Origin of the sequence: Longitalea arenae (assembly GCF_016924755.1) — a bacterium.
In the GTDB taxonomy this organism is placed as follows: domain Bacteria; phylum Bacteroidota; class Bacteroidia; order Chitinophagales; family Chitinophagaceae; genus Niastella; species Niastella arenae.
The window spans coordinates 114711-140139 of sequence record NZ_JAFFJX010000005.1 but is presented as its reverse complement, the minus strand read 5'-3'; the positions used below and the strand labels follow the sequence as shown (position 1 = coordinate 140139).

Sequence of the window (25429 nt, the reverse complement as noted above, 5' to 3'; positions counted from 1 at the left end):
CTCCACTTTTTAAGTGAAGCTTTCTTGTGAACCGGATTGGATTCGAACCAATGACCTGCTGCTTAGCTTACCCGCTACAGGTTTCCCTGCTTCCGACTCGCGTCAGAATTTGTGGTCTGGACTATATCTTCACCATTTCAGGTGTGCCACGTGTAGTCTCTACGGAACCTTTTTGAAATCATCAGCTATCCAAACTCCTTGTTGCTGATTATTCAATGATGTTTTTACCCTTAAACTTATACACCTGTTGAAATGCTTTGGATCAAAATAATAACAAGAATCTGTTTGTGGGCAATACACTGCATAAATGTCAATAACTGCCTTGTTTACAAGCTTTGTCATTACTCCTTTGGAAGTGCTGTAACAACTTCTAAAAGGGATCTGAAGAACTCCATTTCTGTTAAGATTTCTGAATTTAACCTGAACGGACTTAAAAACACCATCTTTGTAAATCACTACATCGAATGGTGCATGCTCAGTTTCAGGTGCTAGTATCAAAAATCCTTGCAGGTACAGGTCCAGTTTAACCTTCAAAACACCTAAATCACCTTTGTTCTTGGTATGATGATAAATCATGAAACTATTACCATCAGAATTTACCTTTCACCAGATGATTTCAAGTTTCCTCGGTATTGCCATCTGCATTGTACAGGAAGGTTTCACCGATATAGTGGCATCCACTTATAAGGTTTCGTTTCCCTTATAAGGCTCCTAAGTTTGAAGGCAGCTGCTCTATCCAGCTGAGCTACCGGTCCTATTTTGAACCAATAATTGCTTACCGGTTCAAAACACACCTCCCGACTTTCATCGGGAGCGCAAAAATAGGTCTTTTATCGATATTTTCTCCTATCGCATTCAACTATTTCAACGGGTTTAGCCCCATAACCTTCAGGAAATCACTATTTATCACCGAAATCAGGCTCGCCGTCAACCGGATACACTTTTAAAAAGGCCCTTTTTGACAGTTCTACCACCCACTACATCGGCACAATCTTCCGTACCCGGTTATTGCCCAGGTCAGCCACGTACACAGTACCGTTTGCATCGATCGCCACATCCACCGGCTGGTTAAAACGGGCCGCCGTCCCCACTCCGTCGGTAAAACCACTCACCGTTCCCGCCAGTGTGCTCACCTTGCCCTGATCAATCATCCGCACCATATTATTCGTAAGATCGCCCACGACAATTACGCCTTTCGCGTTTACATCTATTCCATAAGGCTGGTTGAATTTGGCGGCAGTAGCATCGCCGTCCAGCGCCCCTACCGTGCCGGCGCCTGCCAGGGTGCTCACCTCACCGGCAGCGCTAATCTTCCTGATGCGGTGGTTCAACCGGTCGGCCACCAACACATTACCGGCTGCATCAACGGCTATTCCTGATGGATTGGCAAAAGCGGCTGCCGTACCGCTACCGTCTTTATATCCACTGGCACTGCCCGCCAGCGTGCTCACTGCTCCGCCGGGCGTGATCTTCCGGATACGGTGATTGAGGTTATCAGCTACATACACGTTCCCATTGGCATCAACGGCCACATCCAGGGGCTGGTTGAACTTGGCGGCCACTCCCTGTCCATCTGCATATCCGGCCGTGCTGCCTGCCAGTGTGCTCACCGTTCCATCGGGTGTTATTTTTCTGATCTTATGATTATCACGGTCGGCCACATAAATATTGCCCTGTGCGTCGATGGCAGAACGCCAGGGAAAACTGAACTTGGCCGCCGCTGCCGGTCCATCGGCAAATGCTTTTTCGCCGGTTCCGGCAATAGTGCTAACGCTTCCGTTCAATGCAATCTTCCGGATGCGGTTATTGGTGCGATCGGTAACAATGAGATTACCCTGCGCATCGAGGCACACGCCTTCAGGCGCCGCAAACAGGGCGTCGGGCCCTACCGCATCCTGGTAACCTGCGGTACCATTGCCTGCCACCGTAGACACAATGTACTCCTTAGCCGGCTCCTTATATGTAAACACAGGCCCTTCGAGGGTAACATCGCCGACCGTAATAGTGATTTTGCCTGTTTGCCCATTGGCAGGCGACACTACTTTCAGCTCGCCCTTACTGGCATCCAGCACGATCGCGTCCTGTCCATTGAACTGTACTTTATTCTCATCGGCGACCGGACTGAAATTTCTTCCTAAAATGCTCACGATGGTAGCGCCGGTTCCGCTTTCTGGTGATACCGATACGATCACCGGATCCACCGGATTATTATTCGTATCGCTGTCTTTTTCACAGGCTGCTGCGAGAATTAACAGGGGCAGCAGAAACAGCCATTGATATCTTTTAACTGCAATCATATAGTTAAGGATCTGATGTTTTAATTGGTTGATACAATACTCCATCCATTGGCCACTGCGCGCGGCGCGCCGTCTGATGACCAGTTGCGTACCTGCATAATGTTGCCGCGGGGATTGTTGATCATATAGGTTGAAGAACCTCCTCCATCGAGGTTGATGGCTTCTACAGCACCCACGGCCAGCATCATTTGCCCGAGCTTTTGATAGGTAGCGCCATTCGAATAATCGAACCGGCGGCCATCCACCACCATAAAATACAGGATATTGTCTGCCGTAAACCCTACGCAGGTGCGCGGTTCTATGGTCTGGTCGGTTTGCGGTTCCAGCACCTTATTTCTTACCAGGCGTTGATGCCCGCCCAGCGCATGCAGGATCTCCCCTTTTCTTTGTGTATAATCCAATGAATCTCCCAGCATCAACTGACCGGTCTTGCTCACCCCGAAATAACCCCAATCAGCAGCCGGAATGATAGTGCGCACTGCCTGTCCATTCAAATACACAATACCCCTGGGTTCACCGGTATTGCCATTAAAGAAATCGGAATTGGCGGCAAACAGTGGTTTACTGTTCGGGCCCTGAATGTATTTCAGCATGTCGGGAACCGTTTGCCGTGCATACCCGGTACCGCCGAATGGCGTGATCGGTTTCAATGCCAATCCGGGTTGTTTCATATCCACCCGCATTACAAACAAGCGCATGGAATACCCTTCGCGGCTGAGGTAATGTATTTCGGTACTTTGTACGCCGGGATGTACCTCGATCACTGTATCGGTAAAAACCCGGGCTACCAATTGCGTTTTCTCCAGCAGGGCTTTCGATACTTCACTCAGGTTGTTGTCGAGTATGGTCTCCACCGGCTCGTCCTTTTTACAGGCCACAAAGCCGAGCAGCGATAATCCTATTGCAAATGCTTTATAATTTTTCAGCAGCATGTGTGTCTTTTTTTCTTTTAAAAAACATAACCATCGTTCTGGCCCAGGTTTTCATTCACCAGCCTTTCATAATCGGGAATGGGAAATTTCTGCCGGAACCATTCTATGCCCAACTCATTCACGGCCCTGCCGGTACGTACGAGATCGTACCAGCGAAATCCTTCCGCCAACAGCTCACGCCTTCTTTCCAGCGCCACTGCCTGCTGGTATTCTTCCAGTGAGGACGGATTGAGCGCTGACAAATTCCGTGCAGCACGCAACTGATTCAGCCGGTTCAGTCCATTAAGGCCCTGCGCCTCCGCACTGATCAGGTACATCTCAGCGAGCCGGATGATGATCACCGGATCAGTACCAGCCTGTCCGCTCGGGTATTTGTTGATCACGTTGAGATTTGTATAGGTGTCTATCGAGATGGCCTTGCGATTATCGCCGGCTTCGTAGAGGTTCATTACCTCGTCTGTGGGCTTGTACACATAAGACCCTTTCACCGGGTGTGCGTAGGTATAAAATAAAGTACTGAGGGTAATACTGGATTCTTCGGTCAGATTTTCAAATGCAAAGATCACTTCCTTATTATCCTGCTTCCTGAATATTTTTTCAAAGCGGTCGAGCTGAAATAAACCCGAGCTGATAAGTCTTTCTGCATACTCAGCCGCTTCGCTGTTTTTTCCCTGCGCCAGTTTCACGCGCGCCATAAGCGCCTGGGCCGCCTCTCTTGATGCCAGATAATAATCACCATTCAAGCCGGCAATAAATGCAGGCGCCTGGTTCATGGCGGCCAGCAACTCCTCTTCTATGAATTGCCAGATCTCCGCCTGCGCCGTGCGCGAGACCAGCGCTGAGGTGGTAACTTTTATCAGCGGTACATCGCCCCAGCGGGTAGTGAGGTTATAGTAGATATGTGCTCTTAAAAAATGCGCTACGCCGGCTACCTGGGTCTTTTTATCCGAATCAGGCATTTTCTCCAGGATCTGCAGCACATTGTTCACCTGGTACAAAGCGCGGAAATAACCATTCCAATCCTGCCTTACCAGTGAATAATCGGTGCGCAGAATATTGTTGATAAAGGCCAGCGTATTACCGCCGGAAGCGCCGGTAAGATTACCGCCTACCAGGTCGTACATGATATAAGATTCCCTGCCCGGAAAGTTCTGCACCGCATTATACATTCCTTTCATTAATGGGTCCAGGTCTTTTTCTGATACATTATCCGGTGAGGCAGCTGAGTGCGGATAAAAATCCAGTTTCGTACAGCCGGTAAAAGCGATCGCACAAAAAACGAATATTATAAGTGTATGCCGGTTCATTGTATTCCGATTTAACTTTTAAAAACTAATGTTCAGGCCAAAATTGATCACCCGTAATTGCGGAAGGATCAGGTTGTCCTGCCCCATGAATTGGGGATCAAAATTGCTGGTCACTTCAGGATCCATACCTGAATACCTGGTCAGCAGGAACAGGTTATCTGCCTGGGCGTATATACGCACGCGGGTCATTTTCAGGCGGCTGATGACATTCGCCGGTAATGTATACCCGAGGTTAAGGGAACGCAGGCGGATGAAGGACCCGTCTTCAATGAATCGCGATGAGTTCTGCGTATTCCAGGTAGAACCATAAATGGCTCTAGGTGTGCTGTTGCTGGTGCCTGGTCCTGTCCATCTTTCATTCACCGCTCTTTCCGTGATGTTGGCGAAATTGTTCCCGAGTCGATCGACCGTGAGCCGGTAGCTGGCATATACTTCTGCACCGGAAGAATAGGTGAAGAAAATATTCAGATCAAAATTCTTATAGCGGAAGCTGTTGTTCCAACCACCAAAGAAGTCGGGATTGGAAGAGCCCACGATCTGCCGGTCGTTCACATCGATCGCTTTGTTATCGTCGATGTCTTCGTAAATGACATCTCCGGCCCTCACGCCGTTCTTATAAAAGTGTTCAGGTACGTCTTTATCATCCTGGTAAATGCCCAGTTGTTTATACAGATAATGACTGCCTACTTCCTCGCCTACTTTCAGGGTGCGGTTATCGCCTATCAATAAGGCGTCGTTGCCAATGAGCGAGGTAAGTTTATTCCTGATAAAAGAGATGTTGAAATCGGATGACCACTGTACTTTACCGATATTCAGGTTGGTGCCTACAAGGAATTCAAATCCGGTATTCCGCATAGAACCAATATTGCTGATGATGCTGGTGAAACCGCTGGTAGCCGGTTCAGGTTTGCTATATAAGAGATTGTCGGTGTTCTTTACGAAGTAATCGGCGGTGAAATTCAGTTTACCTTTCAGCAGGCTGAGGTCGATACCGATGTCGAACTGGCGGGCGGTTTCCCAGGTAAGGTTCATATTGCCATTGGTGCTTACGCCAATCCCGCTGCTGAGGCCATAGTTCATGCCGCCGCTCATTTGTGCCTGGTAGGCATAACTGCTGATGCCATCCTGGTTACCCGTGGCGCCATAACTGGCCCTGAGCTTTGCCTGCGTATGCTGCCAGTTCCAGAAGTTCTCGTTGGAAATATTCCAGCCTGCCGATACCGCGGGGAAATAACCCCAGCGATTATTGGGTGCGAATTTTGAGGAACCATCGGCCCGCAATGAAAGCGCAAGCAAATATTTGCCATCCCAGGAGAAATTGGTTCTGCCGAACAGCGACAAGAGGGCGCTTTCAGAAAGACCGGTAGATGCGCTGGTAATTTCAGAAGCTACCGACAATACATCGAAAGCGGGTGATGGAAAACCGCGCCCTTCGATCGACGAAGTTGAGTTGTTCAGCTTCTGATATGAGTAACCTGCGAGGGCGCCGAATTCAAGCTTATTGAAGGTCTTGTTGTAGTTGAGGGTATTTTCCCACAACAGGTTGGAAGCAAGGCGGCGGGCATCTGTTAAACTGCCTACACCGGTTCCGTAGGGATGTTTTTCATTGTAGTGCACATTATCTACCGTATACGTAAGATCGGCGCCAAAAGCGGATTTGAACACCAAACCTTTCGCAAGGTTCAGGCTGCCGTAAAAGTTGCCGAGCATGCGATAAGAATTGATGAAGGTATTCTCTTCATTCAGGATCTGCACCGGGTTGTGGTACACCAGATCTTCGGTTCCACCCACATAATATTCGCCATTGGGCTTATAAGGCCGGTCAAAGGGCCGCTGTGGTAATGAACGCGCCATGATCGTAGAGCCCAGGTTGGAACCGGGCACCCGGTCATTTCTCGAATAACTGAAATTGGTATTGGCGCCAAACTCCAGCCAGCTGTTCAACTTATGCGAGAGGTTAAGCTTGCCGGTATACCGCTCAAACTTTTGTGTTTTTACAGCGCCTTCCTGGTTGAGGTAGTTGCCGGAAATATACAGTTTTGTCTTATCAGTACCGCTCGTAACGGAAAAGCCTACGCTTTGTGTTCTGGCGGTGCGCAACACAAGGTCCATCCAGTCGGTATCCGGCAAGCCGGGGTAGGGATTTTCTTTGCGCAGCATATAATTGGTGCTGCCGGGCAGGTAATTGTTTTGCATATTGAAGTTATCGATCGCTTCATTGATCACCTGCAGGTATTGTTCAGAACTGGCCATCTCTACTTTATGCAGGTTGGGCACATTCTGAATGCCGGTGGTATAATCGACCGTGAATTTTGATTTACCTGCGCGTCCTGACTTAGTTGTAATGATGATAACGCCATTGGTAGCTCTGGATCCATAGATGGCGGCAGAGGCCGCATCTTTCAACACTTCTACCGACTCAATATCATTGGGATTGAGCAAGGCCAGGGGGTTCATGTTCTCACCCATATTAATGAGGGCCGCATTTTGCTGCACCACCGGAATTCCATCGATCACATACAGCGGTTCGTTGGTAGCGCTGAGCGAACCAATACCCCGCACCGATACCCGGTTAGAGCTGCCCGGACTGCCTGAACCGGCACTCACCTGTACACCCGGCATTCTTCCCTGGATCAATTGATCGGCACTCAATGCCGGCCGGCTGTTCTCTTCCGTTGGTTTGAACGATGCCACGGCTGCCGAAACTTCCCTGCGCTTTTGGAATCCGTAACCGATCACCACTACCTCGCCCAATTTCGAATCTTCCTTTTGCAGCGTGATCACCGGCATGCTGTTCTTTTCATCGAGCCTGATCTCGCGGGTAATATGGCCTATATACGACACCTCCAACACTGCACCTGCCTTCAGATTTTTAAAACTGAAATTTCCGGCGGCATCCGAACTGGTGACCTGGTTACTGCCTTTTACTTTAATGGTAGCGCCCGAAAGCGGTGCACCGCTTTCATCGGTCACCTTTCCATTTACATCTATGGGTAGTGGCTGTTCAGGGGCCGCCTGCCTGATTACCGAAACGTCGGGTGCTTCGGGTTTGCGTTTGATGATGATGGTCTTGTTGAGGATGCTGTAATCGAGCGATTGCCGGTTGAGCACCTGCTGCATAAAAGAAGGCAAGGGCTCATTGTGCACGGTGATGGTCACAGGATGTGCATTACGGATCATTTTGTAATTGTACATCACCAGGTAACCGGTTTGGGTTTTCACCTCGGCAAAGATCTTTTCAAGCGGGACGTCCTTACCAGAAAAGGTAATGGTCTGCGGACTCGCGGCTAAGCTTATCTGTAAACCAAACAGGACTAATAATAAAGCAGTTAACTTCATAAATGCACATTTACGGTTAAATGTTGGGACCAATAAATTCGATGAAGAAAAAAACAATAAAAGGATAGGCTGGGTAATTTCCCTATGGCATAACGATCAGCCGGTTGCCGGCTTCTATTCTAAAATGAATTTCCATGTCTTCAAAACCCTGCAGTACCTGTGCAAGAGTAAGGTCGCGGCCCATCTCGCCGCCGAATTCCATATTCGGAACTCCTTTTTCATACACTACATCCACATTGTACCATCGCGACAATTGCCGCATCACTTCCTGCAGGCTGGCCTTATGAAAATTAAAGATGCCGTTCTTCCAGGCCATTACTTTATCTACGTTTGGTGAATGGTCAATGGTCAATGGTGAATGTGCCGAAACTATGGCCTGCTGGCCAGGTTTTAAAATTGCTGCAAATCGAGGGTCCATTGCCGATTGCCCATTGTCAATTGCCGAATTGACTTTCACGCTTCCTTCGAGCAGGGTCACTTTTAAGTTCACTTCATCTTCATACGCATTCACATTGAAATGCGTGCCCAGCACAGTGACACTGGTACTTCCTTTTTTTACAATAAAGGGACGTGTTGCCTGTTTGGCCACTTCAAAATAAACCTCACCGGTAACAGTCACTACTCTTTCGTTGGATGCAAATGAAGTGGGATAGGTTATACTCGATGCCGCATTCAACCAAACTTTTGAACCATCGGGCAGGGTAAGCTGATATTGTCCCCCACGAGGAGTGGTCAAAGTGTTAAAGGTCATTGGTGAATGGTCAATGCCTGCCCGCTGCGCCGGGGTCAATGCGTTACCACTCTCTTGGTTTTCCTGCGCATAAACCAATTGCCCATTATTCAACTTTACAATTTTTGCGTTGCCTTGTTCAGCCAGCGTGCCATTGGCGGCACTGTCTAAAACGATCACAGAACCATCGCTCAAAGTAAGCATGGCCTTGTTACCGCCCGGGGCAATATCTATCGGCGTTGTTTGCTGTGTTATTGGCGGCTGCCCTTCACGCTCAGGCGCTTTTTTCGCCAGCATCCAGGTCGCGGTACCGCCTGCCAGTATCAGGATGGCTGCGGCATAACGCAACCAGCTGCTGCGTCCCGTTTGCATGCGGCGGTATTTACCAGCTGCGCCCTCTTGCTGGCCGATCAACTGCCTGAAGTTTTCAAAGGACTGTTCGGCCTGCCCTTCCCTGCTGCTTCCCGCTACCCGGGTTGACTGCCAATCTCTTTCGAGGGCCGCTTTGAGAACCGGTTCAAATTCAGGCAAAACAGCGGCATCGAGGAATTCTTCCAATTCCGCTTCCGTCATCTGCTGTGACAGGTATTGCTGCAATAAGTGTTTGAACCGTTCTGTAGTCATGTTTGAATGAAAAGGGTTCTGTTTAGATATAAAGACACGCGACTTGAAAAAAGGTAGGTATGCCGAAAAAAAAATTTGAAGAAAATCGGAAGGGTGGTTAATCAGGCATGTTAGCAAGCAGATACACAAGCAGTAGCAACAATTCGTCTTTACGTACCGATAAGGCAGTTCTTATATGTTGCAGGGCATTGGAAATATGTTCTTTTACGGTGGTCACCGAAACTTTCATAATGACCGCTATTTCCTTGTGCCGCAGGCCACTTTCCCGGCTGAGGCGGAAAGCCTGCTGCTGACGTTCGGGCAGGCGGCCAATGACCTCCTGTACTATTCCCGCTCTTTGCTTCAGGATCAGCAGATCTTCGGGTGAGCCTGTTTCCTGTAAAAAACGTTCAGTGATAAGCTGCCGGTGTGTTTCGTGCCGGGCGCTTTTGCGCAGGCTGTTGAAGATTTGATTGCGGGCGGTAATAAAAATAAAGGCATTCAGATCGTTTACAGCAAGCAGCGAGCTGCGTTTTTCCCAAAGTTGTAAAAATACCTGCTGGGCGCTGTCTTCGGCCAGTTCATGCACTTTCAGGTACATCAGGGCCACGGAATACACTTTATCGTAGAAGGCAATATAGAGTCTGGCAAACGCATCCTGGTCTCCCTCAGCTATTTGCCGCAATAATTCTTTATCGTTATGCAAGAAATGATGTTCCAATAAACCGCTACTTGTTCCTGCAAGTTATCAATTTTATTTTCTATGTTTTCTTCCAAGGCATTGTTCTTAATATTTACTTAATATGCTGAAGGAGCAAGGCGAGAGGCTACATCCGCTAATGGCGGACAGGCGCAAAATCTGCCAAAGGCAACGGGCGCTTAACGCACCTGTAAGACTTTCAAGGCGTCGTTGTTTATCCCGATAACGATCAGCCGGTTTCCATTGCGCTGTTTTATCAAGGCCATATCCTTCACATCGCCCCGGACCAAAAAGCCACTACGTGCAGGCGGTATGGCTGAAAAGTTTTTCCGGGTAATGCCTTTCAGAAAACAACCATAGCTGGCATCGTACCGCCCTGTCATCACTTCATTCTGATATTCATTTCCCGCCAGCAGCAGATCGGTGAGGCCATCCTGGTCAATATCCTCACACAATATAGCATTTACTGGGGCAAACTGCGCTTCCTGCGGCAAATAATGCGGCCGGAAACGTCCACCACCTTGATTTTCAAACCAGCAACTGCGCGTTTCGGTGCAGGTAAAACGCTGCAAACTGTCTTTTTTACCTTTAAAGATCTCATTGAAACCGGCTTTCGCATAGTCTGCATGATGCAGGAACTGCTTTTTAATGGCCGGCACCTGGTCGGCAAACTGCCGCCGGTTAATGCCGGGGTATAAACGTTTAACACCTGTCTGGTCCTTTATATAATAAAAAGGAATGGGATCAATACTGCCATTGCCATCCAGGTCGGCTGCATACAATTCCATGGGCGTGGAGTCGCTTACCTGGTAATCGCAATTTAAACCAAGGTTGCCTGCCACCAGATCCATATCGCCATCCTGGTCGATATCAGAAGCGGCGAGGCTTCGCCACATGCCGCTCATCTTACCCAGGCCGGTACCTGCCGTCACTTCGCGTAAATGGCCGCGATCATTTTTAAAGAACCGCACCGGCATCCACTCCCCTGCGATCACCAGGTCGGGTTGACGGTCATTGTCAAGGTCTGTCCACACAGCCGCTGTGATCATCCCCGGTTGCACCAGCTCCCTGCATACTGTGCTGGTAACATCCGTAAATACGCCTTTCTCGTTACGCAAAAGATAACTGCGCCCGGGTAATGGGTATCGGTTGGTCACTCTGCTGCCGATAAAGAGATCGGCATCGCCATCGCTGTCATAATCGCCGCTTTGTACGCAACCGGCAATGATGCGAACAGCTGCAGGAATAGCGTTGGCTTGCAATGTAAAATGGCCCTTGCCATCATTGCTGTATAAACGGGGCGCATTGTAGGGTGAATGTTCATCTACCTGGACATTGCCACTGGTCACCAGCAGGTCGGGGTCGCCATCATTATCGGCATCGAAGAAGATACAATCCTGGTCTTCTTCCATTTTTATACTGTCTGTCAGCGCCTGCGCGGTAAATGCTCCGTTTGGTTCTTGCAGGAATAACTGGCCGGAATAATTAAAGGCCCCACCTGCAAACAGATCGGTGAGGCCGTCGTGATTGATATCGGCCGTCGTTATATACGGACCCAACTGCGAAAATTTTTGCGGTAACAAACGTTGTACCGCGAAGTCGTTATAATTACTTTCCACATGCTTGTAAAACATTTGTGTGGCCCGAGTTACATCGGAAAAAACAGCCGGCTGGTCTGAGGCGACCATTTCATTCCATACTCCTGCCGGCTGTTGTTTAATAACCAATAACGAATCCACCGTCACCTGCCGTAATACCTGGTATGTATTGTCGGGCCAAATGGTAACAATGGAATCGATATATGCAGACTGACCCAAACCAAAGAGTAGTTTCGTATCGTTGGTGGAGAAATAACCCCTTACCGGGTTTTGCTCCTGCACCTGCACCTGCCGGCCTGTATACACTTTTACTTTCGCGCCGAAAGCATGCGGGTTCGCCCCCTTCCCTTTTAATTCAATACTAAGAAAGTGTTGGGTGAGCGGTTTCTCTTTTTCGTTCGTATTATTAATGAGTACAAATGCTTCTTTATTGATATTGTTCACTACAAGGTCGAGGTCGCCATCATTATCCAGGTCGGCCCAGGCCGCGCCGTTCGACATAGACGCTTCATTAACGCCGGCCTGTTGCGAAACATCGGTAAACGTATAGTTGCCATTGTTGCGGTATAAATAATTGCCCAGCTCTACATGATCTAGTGATTCGAGTTTCTTATTGATCCGTTTTCTTTGTTCTTTCAGATCGGTTATCCGGCCCATTACAGTGGAACTGAACTCGAGGAAATCGGCATTGATAAAATCGCGTCCAATGCCATTGGTAATATGCAGATCCTTCCAGCCGTCGTTATCAAAGTCGGCCATGAGTACGCTCCAGCTCCAGTCGGTGTTCGAGATGCCGGCCATTTGGCCGATCTCGCTGAAGAAAGGGATGGAACTGTCGCCCCTATTCATAATGCCATTGTTAAGCTGCAACATATTTCGCATATATTCCGGCTCATAGCCATAGGCCCTTTCTGCCTGGTACCGCTCATAGTTCATCACCGACCAGCTCAGCTTGCGGCGTTCATTGTGCTCGGGCATCATATCCAGGGTCACTACATCGGCCCAGCCGTCATTGTTCAGATCGGCCGCATCGGCGCCCATGCTTGAGTAGCTTTGATGTTGGATACTTTGGGCAATACAATTGGTGAACGTTCCGTTTCGGTTGTTCAACCACAATACATCGTTCGTTAAAAAATCATTGGCCACATAGATATCGGGCCAGCCGTCATTATTGAGATCGCTTACTACAACGCCTAATCCATAACCGTCTTCCCTGATATTCGCTGCCATCGTTACATCGGTAAATACCGGATGCCCCGCCTGTGCGATTACACCTTCATTGCGGTATAAGCGGTCATTGGCCGGCGAGCGGCCGCTTTTGTCTCGCGGGTAAATGGTATTGGCATTGGCCGCGCTCAGCAGGTAATTGGTGAGATACATATCCAGGTCGCCGTCTTTGTCGTAATCTACAAAGACCGCCTGCGTGCTGTAACTGGTATCTGCCAGTCCATACGCGGCTGCCGACTCTTTGAATGTACCATTCTGCTGATTGATGAACAGCAGGTTCGGCGCGCGCTCGAGCAGGTTCTTTCCAAATACACAAACATAAATATCATCGAAGCCATCGCTATTGATATCTACAATACTGACCCCCGTGGCCCAGGTATTGGTACCGCATCCGGCTGTTGCAGTTACATCTTCAAAGCGGTTATTGCCTTTATTTATATACAGCTTTGAACTCACCTGGTTACCGGTAAAATAAATGTCCTTTAATCCGTCGTTGTTAAAATCTCCAATGCCAACGCCCCCGCCCATGTAGCCAAATTCATTGATAAAAGAATGGGTAGAATCTGTTTCATTCACCTGGTTAATAAAATCAATGTTCGAAACTGCTGCCGGCAGTGACGTAAATAAGCCATCCTGTTTCTTTGTTGTACAGTTGAACGTAAGGAAGGAATATAATACCGGTAACCAAAAAGCAATGCGCTTTTGTGAGCCCATAGGCGTGTTAATTTTTTTATATAGACCTGTAAGGTCTGTCTCAGAGGTTGGCCGAGACAGTTGATTAACAGACCTGACAGGTCAAATTTAAGAAGACCTGTCAGGTGTGCATCAGCTTACCCATTGGCTAGCTCTAAATGCACACCTTACAGGTCTTCTTACTTAGTATCCTCTGTTTTGCCTGGCTATACCCCTTGCACCGAGTTCGGGGTTGTTATCGATTTCTGCTTGTGGTATGGGTAGTAATTCATCGCGGTTAGCCCTGAAGTAAGGTAGCGGATCCGTTGTAAAATAGCCTTTCTTCCGCCAGCGGATGATGTCGCGGTTACGGATCTCCTCACCACCCAGCTCTACCATTTTCTCATGCATAATGGCCCTGGTGATCTGTTGTTTATTGCCGGTTGGAAACTGTGCCGTGGGATAATGCGGCATCTCAACACCCGGCCGGTCGCGTACCTGATTCAAATATCCTACGGCGGCGCTGAAATTACCCAGCTCGTTCTCACATTCTGCCAGCATCAGTAAGACCTCAGCAAGGCGGATGATGCGTTGATTATTTCCGCCACCGGCACGGTCGGCCACCGGATGTTTATAAATGATGGTGAACTTACGCCAGCTGATCTTGCGTTGAACCCCATGAACAACAGATGAGTTGCCATTCTGATTGGCATCGGTGATCTGCGATTCATTGTTATTGAATAAGTCGCCGGTCTCATAGACCGACATTTTAAATCGCGGATCGGTCTTGGCTGCGCCCTGGCTGGTCTTTTCAAACTCTTCCAGGTATTTGTTGCTGGGGATCAAATTACGCCAGGCAATGGGCGAATACTCCTGGTTGCGCACGGTTCCCTGCGACTGGCTGGGGTCATCACCGGTTCCGCCCCAGTTAAACTGGTTGGGAATATTCTGAAAATACACGGCTTCAAAGATCGATTCGGGATTGAATTCCGTTTCTTCCAGGAAATTGTTCAAATAAGGAATATTGATCGAGTATTGATTGGAGTTCACCACGGCCAGCAAGGCGGTTTTGGCGCTGTCATAATCTCCTTTCTGCATGTATACCCTGCCCAACATGGCATTGGCTGCTCCTTTGGTGGCCCTGCCGCGGTCTTCTGTACCATATGATAATGGCAAAACGGCTGCCGCCTCTTTCAGGTCCCTGATGATCTGGTTATATACTTCTGCTTCGGGTGCCCTTGGCTGAAACTGGTTGGCGGCAGTAACCGGTTGCAGGTACAGGGGAACGGGTCCCCATTTATACAATAATTCAAAATAGGCCACGCCCCGGAAGAATTTGGCTTCGGCCAGACAGCGGTCGCGCAGGGCTGCATTATCGGTTACATTGGGACCATTGGCTATAACGGTATTCGCCCGGTGAATAACGGTATACCAGCCTCTCCATACATCACCCATAACCGCATTGTCGGGTGTGGTATTCCCGTTCAGGATCTGCGCCCGGGGCACTTCCAGTTGACCGCCACCGGCTGCGAATTCATCGCTTCGCAGGTCTTCTACAAAGAACCATTCGCGGCCTACCAGCCATCCGCCATGATAAATGGAATACACGGAATTGGTGCCGCGCAACAGCTCTTCGCTGTTCTTGAAATAGCTGCCCAGGTCGGGATAACTGGGATTGGTCTTATCCAATCTTTTTTCACAGGCTACAATAATGCCCAGTAAAACCAGTACAATAGCAACACTGTATTTATAAAAAGTAGTTCGTTTCATAATAAGCAATTGTTGAAATGAGTCAAAGAAGTCAAATCGGTCAAAGAAGTCAAATTGGTCATATCAGTCAAATGAGTCATTCACTATTGACCTAAAAACCTGCCTGGATACCGAATTGGAAAGAACGGGCAGCCGGATACTGTCCATAGTCTATCCCATTGGTAAGCGTGGTATTCTTTGTCCCGATCTCAGGATCCCATCCTTTATATTTGGTAAAGGTTAACAGGTTCTGTGATGAAATGTACACTCTTATATTGCTTACAGCTCCTTTGGTCACCGATTGCAGGAAAGTACCGGGAACGGTATATCCTATAACAATATTCTTCAACCGCAGATAGGATCCGTCTTCGATCCATCGTGTAGATGGACGAACATTCTGGTTCGGATCGCCGCTGATCGCCCTCGGAATATTGGTATTGGTGTTGGAAGGCGTCCAGGCATTCAACACTTCGGTACCAGCCCCGAATAAACGGGCCATCCCTTCGGTGATGATGCGGGTGGCATTAAAGATCTTGTTCCCCTGTACACCCTGGAAGAACAGGGATGCATCAAAGTTCTTATAGGTGCCCGAAAAGTTTACGGAGTAGGTAAAATCAGGCAGATAATTACCAATAAAGGTTCTGTCGTCAGCTGTGATCAATCCATCGGGTTTTCCATCGGGCCCGCTGATATCTTTGAACCGCAGGTCACCAGGCCGGGTACCCGTAGTTTGGAAAGGACTGGCATCTACTTCTGCCTGTGTCTGGAAAATGCCTTCCACTATATAACCCAGGTAAGACTGGATCGGTTGGCCCGCCATGGTTCTGGTTATGGGCGCCCCGCCGCCAAAATCCTGGTCGCCACCCTGATCGATAGTAGCATTGGGTGTATTCAGATGGATCACTTTGTTACTGATGAAACTGATATTACCGGTGATATCCCATTTAAATTCGCGCTGCTTCTGGCTATAGGTCAGTTGCAGGTCCAGGCCGTTATTTTCCATAGAGCCTACATTGGCCAGTACGCCACCACCGCCAAATCCGAAAGAAGTAGGTGTTGGCACGCTCAGCATCAGGTTGTCTGTCTTCCGGCGATAATAATCGGCCGATAAACTGATGCGGTTACCCAGCAATCCCAGATCTACCCCTATATTCAATTGTTTTGTTTTTTCCCATTCCAGGTCGGGGTTAGCCAATGCATTATAAAAAGAAGCGTTACCGCCGGTAGGGATGGTATTATTGAATGGATACAAAGCACCATTCTGGAGTACCACGGCCTGCCATGGATAATCGTTGGGCAATTGCGAATTCGGCAAGGCGGCAAAGATGCCAATACCATTTAAACCGGTTTCGCCATAGCCCGCCCTGATCTTCAGTTCAGAGATATTCTTTACACCCTGCATGAAGGATTCCTGGTTCACCCGCCAGCCTACAGAGGCCGATGGGAAATTTGCGAATTTATTACCAGGCGCCCAAACACTTAAACCATCGCGGCGGATGGCTGCACTGAGCAGGTATTTTCCGGCAAACTCGTAGTTCACGCGGCCTACATAAGAGATCAGCTCATTTTCGCTTTGGGTAGAAAAGCTCGATGCATTGATAGCACCCACCAGCGTTTCAATACCATTGGAAGTTTGATTACCGCCCTGCTGTGAACCAGACGCCTTTGTCGTTTGCTGTTCGTACACGGCAGTAAGCGCCAGATGGTGGTCGCCAAAGGTCTTATCGAACGTAAGCTGTTCGGTAAATAATAATGTAGTGAAATTGGTGCGCACATCAGCTATCGTAGCCAGTGATGCCGACCTTCCTTTACTGTTAAAAATGGGATCGTAATTATGCTGGTTAAGAGCCACATGATCTACCCCGAAAGTGGATTTGAATTTAAGCCAGGGCGTAAAATTCACTTCGGCATAGGCAGTACCCAGGATCTTCAGGTTCTTACGATAGGAGTTGCCTAGTAGTATTGCATCCATCACCGGGTTGGTGGGGTCGGCGCCATCTACACTGTTCTCGGCGTCTCTGAAACCGCCTTGTGTGGTAGGATCATAAACGGGCATGTAAGGCAACTGGCGAATAACATTCATCAGTCGCGTTCTGTTATCGGTTGTAGCATCATAACGTTGCTTTGAATAAGCAGTGTACAGATTCTCCCCAAAGCTGAATACCTTGCTGATCCTGTGCTCCGAATTGATCCTGAAATTGCCTCTTTCATAATACACGCCCTGCGCAATGCCATCCTGTTTGAAATAACCGGCTGAAGAATAAAAACGCGAGAGGTCATTGCCACCGCTTACAGCCAGGTTATGCTGGGTAATTATACCGCTTTTAAAATAAGCATCCTGCCAGTCGGTATTCGTTTGCGCATAGGTTTGTGTAGTGCCGTTATAGATCGGCTGATTGAAATTAGCCGGTTCCAAACGAGGCGGAAGATCGATATTGGCAGCACCGTTCAGGGCTCTTTCATACCGAAGGTATTGTTCTGTATTCAGCAGGTCAAGGGTATTCCATGCCTTTTGGGTGCCAATATATGAATCGAGCTGTACTTTCAGTTTGTTGTCTTTCTTTCCTTTTTTGGTAGTGATGATGATGACGCCATTGGTAGCTCTTGAACCATAGATCGCTGCAGCACTGGCATCTTTCAATACTTCTACCGTTTCAATATCGCGGCTGTCGAAATGGATGAGATTACCGGTGGGAAATCCGTCGATCACATACAATGGGTCAGAAGCAAAACTAATAGAACTTACGCCGCGGATACGCACGAGTGGTGAAGTGCCCGGGGTTCCGTTATTGGTTACAGAAAGTCCGGCTACGCGTCCCTGCAGCGCCTGCTCTACGCTGGCCACCGGCAGTTCGTTGATCGTTTTGTTGTTCACGGAAGCAATGGCGCCGGTCAATGTACTCCGGCGTTGCGTACCATAACCCACAATGATCACTTCGTTCATGTTGGTTTGTTCGGCCTGCAGGCGGATGGTGATATTGTCTTCATCGCCTACTTTCACCGCATATTCGCGGTAGCCCACCATCGAGAAAGAGAGGGTTTCCCCTACTTCGGCGGTGATCACGAAAACACCTTTTTCATTGGTGCTGGTGCCTCTGTTGGTACCCCGCACCAGCACGGAAACACCGTTCAGCGGTTCGCCGTTTTCGTTAACTACTTTGCCGGTGATGGTTTTCGCCGGTGCTTCTTCTTCCATTAAAAGCTGGCGCGGATCATCGGTCAGGAACATCGCCACATTGTAGGTCTCCCCCTTTCGCATCAGCACGATCTGGTTGCCTGATACGAAATACAGGATATTCAAAGGCGATAATAAAATGTTCAGCACATCACCCAGGCGCTGGTTCCGGGCTACAAAGGAGATCTTTTGTTTGGCCGGTATGCGCTGCGAACTGTACACAAATTTTATATCAGCAAGCTGGCTGATCTCACTGAGTACAGTTTTCATTTCCTTTTTGTCTGCAACCAGGTTAATTCGCTGATTCAGAACTTCCTGCCCGTGTACCGGGCGGGCATACATCATGCCGGCAAAGCCGGTGATCAATAGTAATGGCAGCAATCCTATTCTCATAAACCGGTAGATTAACTGGTTAACGAGTACTTTTTTCATAGTTTTGTACTATTAGTTGGTTAAAGCAATCAGTTTTAATCAATATTTGTCCCGCTGCGTAAGATCCGCAGGACAAATCATCTGCAGCCCTGATATTGGTGCGAACAATATCGGGGCTCTTTTTTTGCCTGTTCTTTTATGGTGGTAACTTGATCATATTGCTGGGTTTATCAATCATTAATAATTATATAGGTTTCTCTTAGCGGCATCCGTTCGATTCAATCACCACCTGCCCATCGATCAGTTCATACTGCGCATCAATGGCGCTGCAGATCAGGTTCAATTGCTGGTAGAACGACTCATTCGTAAGGTCGGCGGTCACCGTGCATTTTTTCAATAGCTCACTGTCGAAAACGATATTGATGCCATACGCTTTACTGAGGTCGCTGAAGACCTTATCGAGCGGTGCATCATCATAGATCAGGGTGTGGCCAGCGCCCGGTGGTAAAATGGGGGTGGGATTATTGAGTAAAACCTTCTGGAACTTTTGCGCTGTTCTTTCATATAACAGTTGCTGGTTCGGCGTTAAAATGATCTCACTCATTTTGGCAGAAGCCACTGTTGCCGATTGAGCATACACACTCACTTTCCCCGTTCGCACGGTAACCTGGATGGTGGTGTCTTTTTCAAAGGACCGCACCGTAAAACTGGTGCCCAATACCTTGGTCACTATTTCATTGGCAAACACGCGGAATGGCCTGTTCGGGTTTTTCGTCACTTCAAAAAAAGCCTCGCCCAGCAAATACACATCGCGGCTGGCACCATAGCGGGTGGTATCGTCGGAACCAAAGGTATGCGCATAACTCACGCGGCTTCTGGATGCAAGGGTAAGGCGGCTCCCATCGGGCAGGCTCAATACCAATGGCTGATCCGAAGTATTGGTATGCTCAATAAGATGTTTGGAAGCCACCATCGAAGCATATGCGAAAGGCTGGGCACTGCTATTCCGAAAATAAAAGTACCATAGGCCTGTTATACTCAATAGCAATACCGCCGCTGCATACCACCATTTAAAGGAAATAAGCCTGCCGGTACGCGGTGTAACCTGCGGATGCTGGGTATTGATCGTATGTAATAAGCGCGTGATCTCCTGCTCCACTTCCGGCGCGCTAATAGGGGTCTCCTGGAACTGTATAGAACTGACGATACGCCTGGCAGTGGCAATTACCAGGTGTTTGTCGGGATGTTGTTGCAGCCAGGTATTCCAGAACAGGTTATCTTCTTCACGCTGTTCCTGTACCCAGCGGATAAAGTCTTCATCTATTACAAAATCTGCTATATCATAAAGCCGGAAGTCCTTCATACAGCTCGGTTATACCTATAAGTTCCGGTTGCCGGCAAATTCTACTGTATAAATCGGATAAATTTTTAAAAAAAGTTTACAACCCGGAGATCGGCAGTTGGCAATTCGCAGTTGGCAAATGGCAGCAGCAGTTGGCAAATGGCAGTGGCAGCGGCTTACTGGTTGAAGATCTCAGCCTGCCACAGATTACGTAATTTCTGAATGGTTTCGTGCAGGAGATTATAGACCGATTGCCGGCTCAGGTTCATTAATCCGGCTATTTGCGCATGATCGAGCTGCTGATAAAATTTAAGATAGATGAGCTCATGCTGGCGTTTCGATAATTGCGCCATGGTCTTGCGCAGGATGGTTGCCTGTTCTTCCGACATCTGCCGGTCGATAATGAGCTTTTCTACAGAAAACTCCTGTAAGAAATCATAGGCGTCTTCTCCTTCCATGGAGCCGGTGTGCAGGTTGTGCTGATGCAATGATTTCAGCACCCTGTTCTTTACAGCACGCAGCAGATAATAACGGGAAGATAAGATGGAAGTGGCATTTTCCCTTCTTTGCCACAAACTGATAAACACCTCCTGGATACAATCTTTTATGAGGGCCTCATCGTTGGTGAAGCGTGCCCCATAATTGTACAGGGCGGTATAATATTTTCGCATGATGGCAGCCAATGCCTGCTCATCGTTTTGTTGCAATCGTTGCAGCCAGCTGGCTTCCAGCTGTGTGTCATTATTCAACATCAGCAGTAAGGAATAGGTTACAAAGCTTACAATATTAAGGCATCCTGGATATTCTTTGCAAAAAAAATATTAGCCTATAGTAACTGTATCAGTTACATAACAGGTAAATTATCTATATCAAATAAGTTCCCTTTCCTTATTTTTATCGCAAATAATAAATGTAATATGGACGTACAAATTGAGGAAAGCTGGAAGACAGCGTTAAAATCCGAATTTGCGAAATCCTATTTTCAAAATATCGTTACCTTTTTGAAGACCGAAAAAATGGCGGGCAAGACCATTTACCCGCCGGGCCCTCAAATTTTTAATGCCTTTAACACAACGCCGCTCGACCAGGTAAAAGTGGTGATCCTGGGCCAGGACCCATATCACGGGCCCGGTCAGGCGCATGGGCTTTGTTTCTCCGTGGCAGATGGGGTGCCGCCCCCTCCTTCTCTCGTCAATATCTTTAAAGAACTGCAGTGCGACCTGGGCGTGCCCATTCCCAATCACGGCAATCTCACCAAATGGGCCGAACAGGGCGTAATGCTGCTGAATGCTTCCTTAACTGTACGCGCTGCCGAACCGATGAGCCATTCCCAGATCGGTTGGGCAGAATTCACCAATAATGTCATTAAAAAGATCTCTGAATTGAAATCGCATGTAGTTTTCATCCTGTGGGGAAAATTCGCGCAGGAGAAACAGGTGCTGATCGATGAGACCAAACACCTGGTTTTGAAATCGGCACATCCCTCGCCGCTATCGGCCCATGCCGGCTTTTTCGGCTGCCGCCATTTTTCAAAAGCCAATGAATACCTGGTTAGAAACGGTATAGATCCAATTAACTGGGCATTGTAAAAGTATGGAAGGCAGTCTCAGGTTAAAGTTGCAGCACTTGCCGCGCTCTGCGGTGTTCCAGGCTTTCAGCTTTCAGTTGAGCCTCAAGGCTGTCATTTACCGCTTCTAACCTGTAACCTGAAACCTGTAACTTGCGCTTTGAACACCGAAGCAATATTTAGAATGAAAATCATCAAAGAAATAGTAGGCAGAATTTGTGCGGCCTGGGCGGCCCTGGTATTTGTGGTTACCTTATTAATAGTGCTGATCCCCTTTCTTATTTTCAGCTACCCGTTCAGCGATCCCAAAAAGACCCGGCGCTTTGCCGCTATTTCCCGCATATGGATGGGCATTTATCTGCCATTGATCGGTTGTCCGCTAAAAGTACGCGGACGAAACCATTTTGTCCCCGGTGAAACTTATATTGTCGTCAGCAACCATAACTCCTTCATGGACGTACCTATCTCCTATCCCGCTATTCCGGGTGGGAATAAAACCATTGCCAAAATTGAAATGGCGAAGATCCCCATCTTTGGGATGATCTATTCAACCGGGTCGGTACTGGTAGACCGAAAAAGCGAAGCGAGCCGCAAGGAAAGTTATATGAAGATGCGCAAGGTGCTGGATATGGGTTTGCATATGTGCCTGTATCCTGAAGGCACCCGTAACCTTACCGATCAGCCGCTGAAGTCTTTTCACGATGGCGCTTTTCGCCTCGCGCTCGACAGCGGCAAAGCCATTATTCCCAGCTTAATATTCAATACCCGGAAAGTATTACCCGCCAGCAAACCTTTCTTCCTGCTGCCGCATAAGATGGAAATGCATTTCCTGCCGCCAGTTGTGGTTCAACAAGGAGACACCACGCAGACGCTTAAAGAGAGAGTGTATCAAATAATGTATGATCATTATACCAATAATGCTAAATGATTCGAGATTTACGATTCCGGGATTTTGAGATTTAATTAGTGGGCTGAACATATAAAAATCTCTAAATCTCGAAATCAGAAATCTTATTGATAGAAGTACCTGGTTCTGTTTAACCGCAGGTCGCGCAGGATACCCGATTTCGGGCTGATCGTAAAGTTGAAGGTACGATATAAACCTACGGGGGTTACATTGATGCTTAACTGCCAGCAGTGCATCTCCCGGGAAATATACATGGTAAAGGTTTGTATGGCAGAGGTCTTGATATCGTAATACCCGTTCATGCCGAACTTCCATTTGGGCGTCAGGTTGAAATCACCGTTCCAGCTGAGGTTGGCATAGGTATTTGTTTCCCACCCCGTATAATCGGGCCTTAATTGCCGGGTGAAGGTCATGGAATAAGATAAGCTCAGCGACCAGGGCACATTGAAATCAGCAAATTCAGCCGGGTTCGCCCTTGCATACATCAATTGCGCCTGCTGTTCTTCCGGTGTCATGATACCCTGTTCCCGCAGGGCCTCTTCTTTTTGCTGCGCTGCTTTTTTATCCTTTGCCTGGCTCTGGAATGAAGTTGAAATGGCAATATTACCACTCGTAATACGGCCCAGTTTACTGAATGAGAACTTCTCCCCTTGCCAGGTGTATTTATTGACCCGGTAACCGAATGCATCTACCTGGTAAGGATCCAGGTTAGCGCCGGCAGTAATATTGATCTTTTCGAACAGGGTGCTGCGCACATAGAGATTGAATGGCGCCAGCTTGAAGGAGTCGGCCATAAAGTTATAGCTGCTGGTAAAACCGAAACCATCTATTAACCTTACCTTTTTAATGCCGCCGTTCGTAGTATCTTTTTTCGAGCGCACCTTGGCTTCTATATTATTATCGATACCAAAGCTGATACCGCCAAAAGTTCCTTCGGAGGGCGGACCATAAATGCTTCCTTCAAAATACGAGAAGCGCTGGAAATGCCCTTCTCCCGGATTTTTTCCAAATGCAGTATCCACCTGTACATTATAGTAGTGCTTGGCGCCCATGTCTGGCCGGTAGCTGGCTGAAACCGTTGGCCTGATCACGTGGCGGATGGCTGCTACCGGACTGTTCTTGCCAAATTTGTCAAACATCCCGAAAATGGCCGTATTAATACCTAAACTGAATGACACATCGCTGGCCCGGTATAATCCTTTCGTCATTTCAACGGTATCCAGTTTATAGGTATTAGGGTTCCACTCTCTTTTCATTCTTCGCTGATACCATTTCTCCTGGTAACTGATGCCCGGTGCAATTTGTAAAGGCCCCAGTTGCGGCAACGATAACTGGATGGGCACAGAGTGCTGTGCGCCCCACTGCGAAGAATCGATCAAAGTCCTGAAACTGAAATTCTCCTCTTTAAAACTTGCCTGGTTGGCCAGGGTACTGTTCAACCCGATACCCAGTTTATGATACCATTTCGATTCACCGGCATATTCCTTCGGCTGTAAGGGATAAAAAGTGTTTACCGTAAAGGACATATTCGGCAAACTCAGGTTGATATCGCGCGTCAGGTTATTCTGGCTATGGTTCGCGGTGGCAGTAAGGTTATATTTTGTACCCCAGGTTTTGGAGTAGGCTATTGACGAAGTGAGTGTATTGGAAAAATTGAGTGAAGGATTGTTTGGTATAAGCCGGTTGTATTGGGTAGAAGCCACATTCACGTTCGCCGAAAAAGTTTGACCCGGCCTTGCCCGGCTGTCAACCGAATGGCTCCAGTTCACACTATAGGTCTTGGTATTGTCGAACTCATTCTTTGAGCCGCTTGATAAAATCCTTGAGGATTGGTACGAGAGGTTCATGGTTCCATTGTACCGGTAGCGTTTACGGTAGGTAGGTGTTAAGAACAACGAATAACCGCCGTATGAATACAAATTCGAACGCAGGGTCACGTCAAAATATTCATTGATCACTTTATAATAGCCCAGTCCTTCCAGGCCCAAACCAAATTGTTCACTTTGAGAGAACTGCGGGGGCAGGATACCGGAATGACGGCCTTGCGATAAGGGAAAGAAACCAAAGGGAATATATATGGGAACAGGTACGCCTTCAAACTCCGGGTGAATGGGCCCCGAGATCGCCAGCTTCTGGCTTACCATTTTCATTTTGTTGGCCCGGAAAGCAAAGTGCGGCGTATCGAGGTTACAGGTAGTGAACTGCGACCGGTATGCAAAGAAATCCCTTTCATTGATCTTCTTTACCTTTTCACCCTGCACATACATCTCACCCTGCTGGGTAATGGTATTTTCGGTGATGCCCTTCTGGTTCTTAAAATTATACTTGATAATATCCGACGACATTTTACTATCGGCCTGCACCATCACCGGTTTGCCCACCATATTACCTGCAGTATCTCTCCGGAATGTGGCCGTTACCATCTGCGACCCCTGATCCATTTCAATACTGTCGGCCGACAGATCCATATCCTTATATTTAACATTTGCTTTGCTGTACAGGATGAGCCTCTTATCGGGCACCATCAGCACCATACTGTCAGACGCTTTATATGCAACCGGTGCATCCAGTGAATCCTGGGAAACGGCAACATTAAAGGTGTCTGTTTTGTTTATTAATGTATCTTTCGAGGGAATGGTATCTGAAGGAATGGTATCTGTTATCCTGAGTAAAGAATCCCTTTTTCCGGGAACCGTATCCACTGCGCGTACAGGTTTTGTTGTATCCTGAACAATGGTGGTTAAGGATTTGGTAAAATCAGGTTTGAAAAAATAATTCGCCCAGATATCAGACGTTAATAGCAAAAGCCATACAGATAAAACAAGGGCCGAACCATCTTTTAAATTATTTTTGCGTCCGTTCATCATATGCAGGTGGTGGCAAAAATAGGTATTAATGCATTAAGAATATGT

General features: G+C 47.9%; 15 protein-coding genes. 2 read left to right on the top strand and 13 right to left on the bottom strand.

Features of this window, described 5'->3' with window-relative positions; genetic code table 11:
* Positions 1-159: 159 nt before the first annotated feature.
* The 12 genes from JT717_RS28805 to JT717_RS13245 all read right to left on the bottom strand — a co-directional run bounded on the left by JT717_RS28805 (position 160) and on the right by JT717_RS13245 (position 20795).
* Positions 160-576, bottom strand: a complete 417-nt coding sequence (locus JT717_RS28805) for a group I intron-associated PD-(D/E)XK endonuclease (RefSeq protein ID WP_205510971.1) — start codon at positions 574-576, stop codon at positions 160-162.
* A 401-nt stretch (positions 577-977) separates the two neighbouring features.
* Positions 978-2297 carry an IPT/TIG domain-containing protein gene (locus JT717_RS13295; RefSeq protein WP_205510970.1) on the bottom strand — a complete coding sequence of 440 codons (1320 nt, stop codon included), beginning with the start codon at positions 2295-2297 and terminating at the stop codon, positions 978-980.
* Positions 2298-2317: 20 nt separating this feature from the next.
* The gene (locus tag JT717_RS13290) at positions 2318-3229 is read right to left on the bottom strand and encodes a phosphodiester glycosidase family protein (protein WP_205510969.1); all 912 of its coding nucleotides are present in this window, start codon (positions 3227-3229) and stop codon (positions 2318-2320) included.
* Between the two features lie 17 nt (positions 3230-3246).
* Entirely contained in the window at positions 3247-4536 is a 1290-nt protein-coding gene (locus JT717_RS13285; RefSeq protein ID WP_205510968.1) for a RagB/SusD family nutrient uptake outer membrane protein, read from the bottom strand.
* Between the two features lie 18 nt (positions 4537-4554).
* A complete protein-coding gene (locus JT717_RS13280; protein ID WP_205510967.1) occupies positions 4555-7875 on the bottom strand; it encodes a SusC/RagA family TonB-linked outer membrane protein in 3321 nt (1106 codons plus the stop codon).
* A gap of 82 nt (positions 7876-7957) precedes the next feature.
* Entirely contained in the window at positions 7958-9229 is a 1272-nt protein-coding gene (locus JT717_RS13275; RefSeq protein WP_205510966.1) for a FecR family protein, read from the bottom strand.
* 97 nt (positions 9230-9326) lie between these two features.
* Positions 9327-9929 carry an RNA polymerase sigma factor gene (locus JT717_RS13270; RefSeq protein WP_205510965.1) on the bottom strand — a complete coding sequence of 201 codons (603 nt, stop codon included), beginning with the start codon at positions 9927-9929 and terminating at the stop codon, positions 9327-9329.
* A 158-nt stretch (positions 9930-10087) separates the two neighbouring features.
* Positions 10088-13447, bottom strand: coding sequence for a VCBS repeat-containing protein (locus JT717_RS13265; protein WP_205510964.1), 3360 nt, complete (start codon positions 13445-13447; stop codon positions 10088-10090).
* A 162-nt stretch (positions 13448-13609) separates the two neighbouring features.
* Complete coding sequence (locus JT717_RS13260) at positions 13610-15175, bottom strand: RagB/SusD family nutrient uptake outer membrane protein (protein ID WP_205510963.1); 1566 nt, start codon at positions 15173-15175, stop codon at positions 13610-13612.
* Positions 15176-15266: 91 nt separating this feature from the next.
* Positions 15267-18761, bottom strand: coding sequence for a TonB-dependent receptor (locus JT717_RS13255; protein ID WP_205510962.1), 3495 nt, complete (start codon positions 18759-18761; stop codon positions 15267-15269).
* Between the two features lie 199 nt (positions 18762-18960).
* Positions 18961-20064 (bottom strand): FecR family protein, encoded by a 1104-nt coding sequence (locus JT717_RS13250; RefSeq protein ID WP_205510961.1) that lies wholly within the window; start codon positions 20062-20064, stop codon positions 18961-18963.
* 155 nt (positions 20065-20219) lie between these two features.
* A complete protein-coding gene (locus tag JT717_RS13245; protein ID WP_205510960.1) occupies positions 20220-20795 on the bottom strand; it encodes an RNA polymerase sigma factor in 576 nt (191 codons plus the stop codon).
* Positions 20796-20960: 165 nt separating this feature from the next.
* Here JT717_RS13245 and ung point away from each other — a divergent pair, with 165 nt between their 5' ends.
* Both ung and JT717_RS13235 read left to right on the top strand, forming a co-directional pair.
* Positions 20961-21632: a uracil-DNA glycosylase gene (gene ung / locus JT717_RS13240; protein WP_205510959.1), complete on the top strand. Its 672-nt coding sequence runs from the start codon at positions 20961-20963 to the stop codon at positions 21630-21632.
* 162 nt (positions 21633-21794) lie between these two features.
* A complete protein-coding gene (locus tag JT717_RS13235; protein ID WP_205510958.1) occupies positions 21795-22538 on the top strand; it encodes a lysophospholipid acyltransferase family protein in 744 nt (247 codons plus the stop codon).
* Between the two features lie 83 nt (positions 22539-22621).
* Here the strand turns inward: JT717_RS13235 and JT717_RS13230 are convergent, their stop codons facing one another.
* Entirely contained in the window at positions 22622-25384 is a 2763-nt protein-coding gene (locus tag JT717_RS13230; RefSeq protein ID WP_205510957.1) for a putative LPS assembly protein LptD, read from the bottom strand.
* Positions 25385-25429: the final 45 nt, after the last annotated feature.

Excerpts from the sequence above, each read along its gene's own strand:
- JT717_RS28805 (WP_205510971.1), bottom strand. The coding sequence starts at position 576 with ATGATTTATCATCATACCAAGAACAAAGGTGATTTAGGTGTTTTGAAG.
- JT717_RS13295 (WP_205510970.1), bottom strand. The coding sequence starts at position 2,297 with ATGATTGCAGTTAAAAGATATCAATGGCTGTTTCTGCTGCCCCTGTTA.
- JT717_RS13290 (WP_205510969.1), bottom strand. The coding sequence starts at position 3,229 with ATGCTGCTGAAAAATTATAAAGCATTTGCAATAGGATTATCGCTGCTC.
- JT717_RS13285 (WP_205510968.1), bottom strand. The coding sequence starts at position 4,536 with ATGAACCGGCATACACTTATAATATTCGTTTTTTGTGCGATCGCTTTT.
- JT717_RS13280 (WP_205510967.1), bottom strand. The coding sequence starts at position 7,875 with ATGAAGTTAACTGCTTTATTATTAGTCCTGTTTGGTTTACAGATAAGC.
- JT717_RS13275 (WP_205510966.1), bottom strand. The coding sequence starts at position 9,229 with ATGACTACAGAACGGTTCAAACACTTATTGCAGCAATACCTGTCACAG.
- JT717_RS13265 (WP_205510964.1), bottom strand. The coding sequence starts at position 13,447 with ATGGGCTCACAAAAGCGCATTGCTTTTTGGTTACCGGTATTATATTCC.
- JT717_RS13260 (WP_205510963.1), bottom strand. The coding sequence starts at position 15,175 with ATGAAACGAACTACTTTTTATAAATACAGTGTTGCTATTGTACTGGTT.
- JT717_RS13255 (WP_205510962.1), bottom strand. The coding sequence starts at position 18,761 with ATGAAAAAAGTACTCGTTAACCAGTTAATCTACCGGTTTATGAGAATA.
- JT717_RS13250 (WP_205510961.1), bottom strand. The coding sequence starts at position 20,064 with ATGAAGGACTTCCGGCTTTATGATATAGCAGATTTTGTAATAGATGAA.
- JT717_RS13245 (WP_205510960.1), bottom strand. The coding sequence starts at position 20,795 with ATGTTGAATAATGACACACAGCTGGAAGCCAGCTGGCTGCAACGATTG.
- ung (WP_205510959.1), top strand. The coding sequence starts at position 20,961 with ATGGACGTACAAATTGAGGAAAGCTGGAAGACAGCGTTAAAATCCGAA.
- JT717_RS13235 (WP_205510958.1), top strand. The coding sequence starts at position 21,795 with ATGAAAATCATCAAAGAAATAGTAGGCAGAATTTGTGCGGCCTGGGCG.
- JT717_RS13230 (WP_205510957.1), bottom strand. The coding sequence starts at position 25,384 with ATGATGAACGGACGCAAAAATAATTTAAAAGATGGTTCGGCCCTTGTT.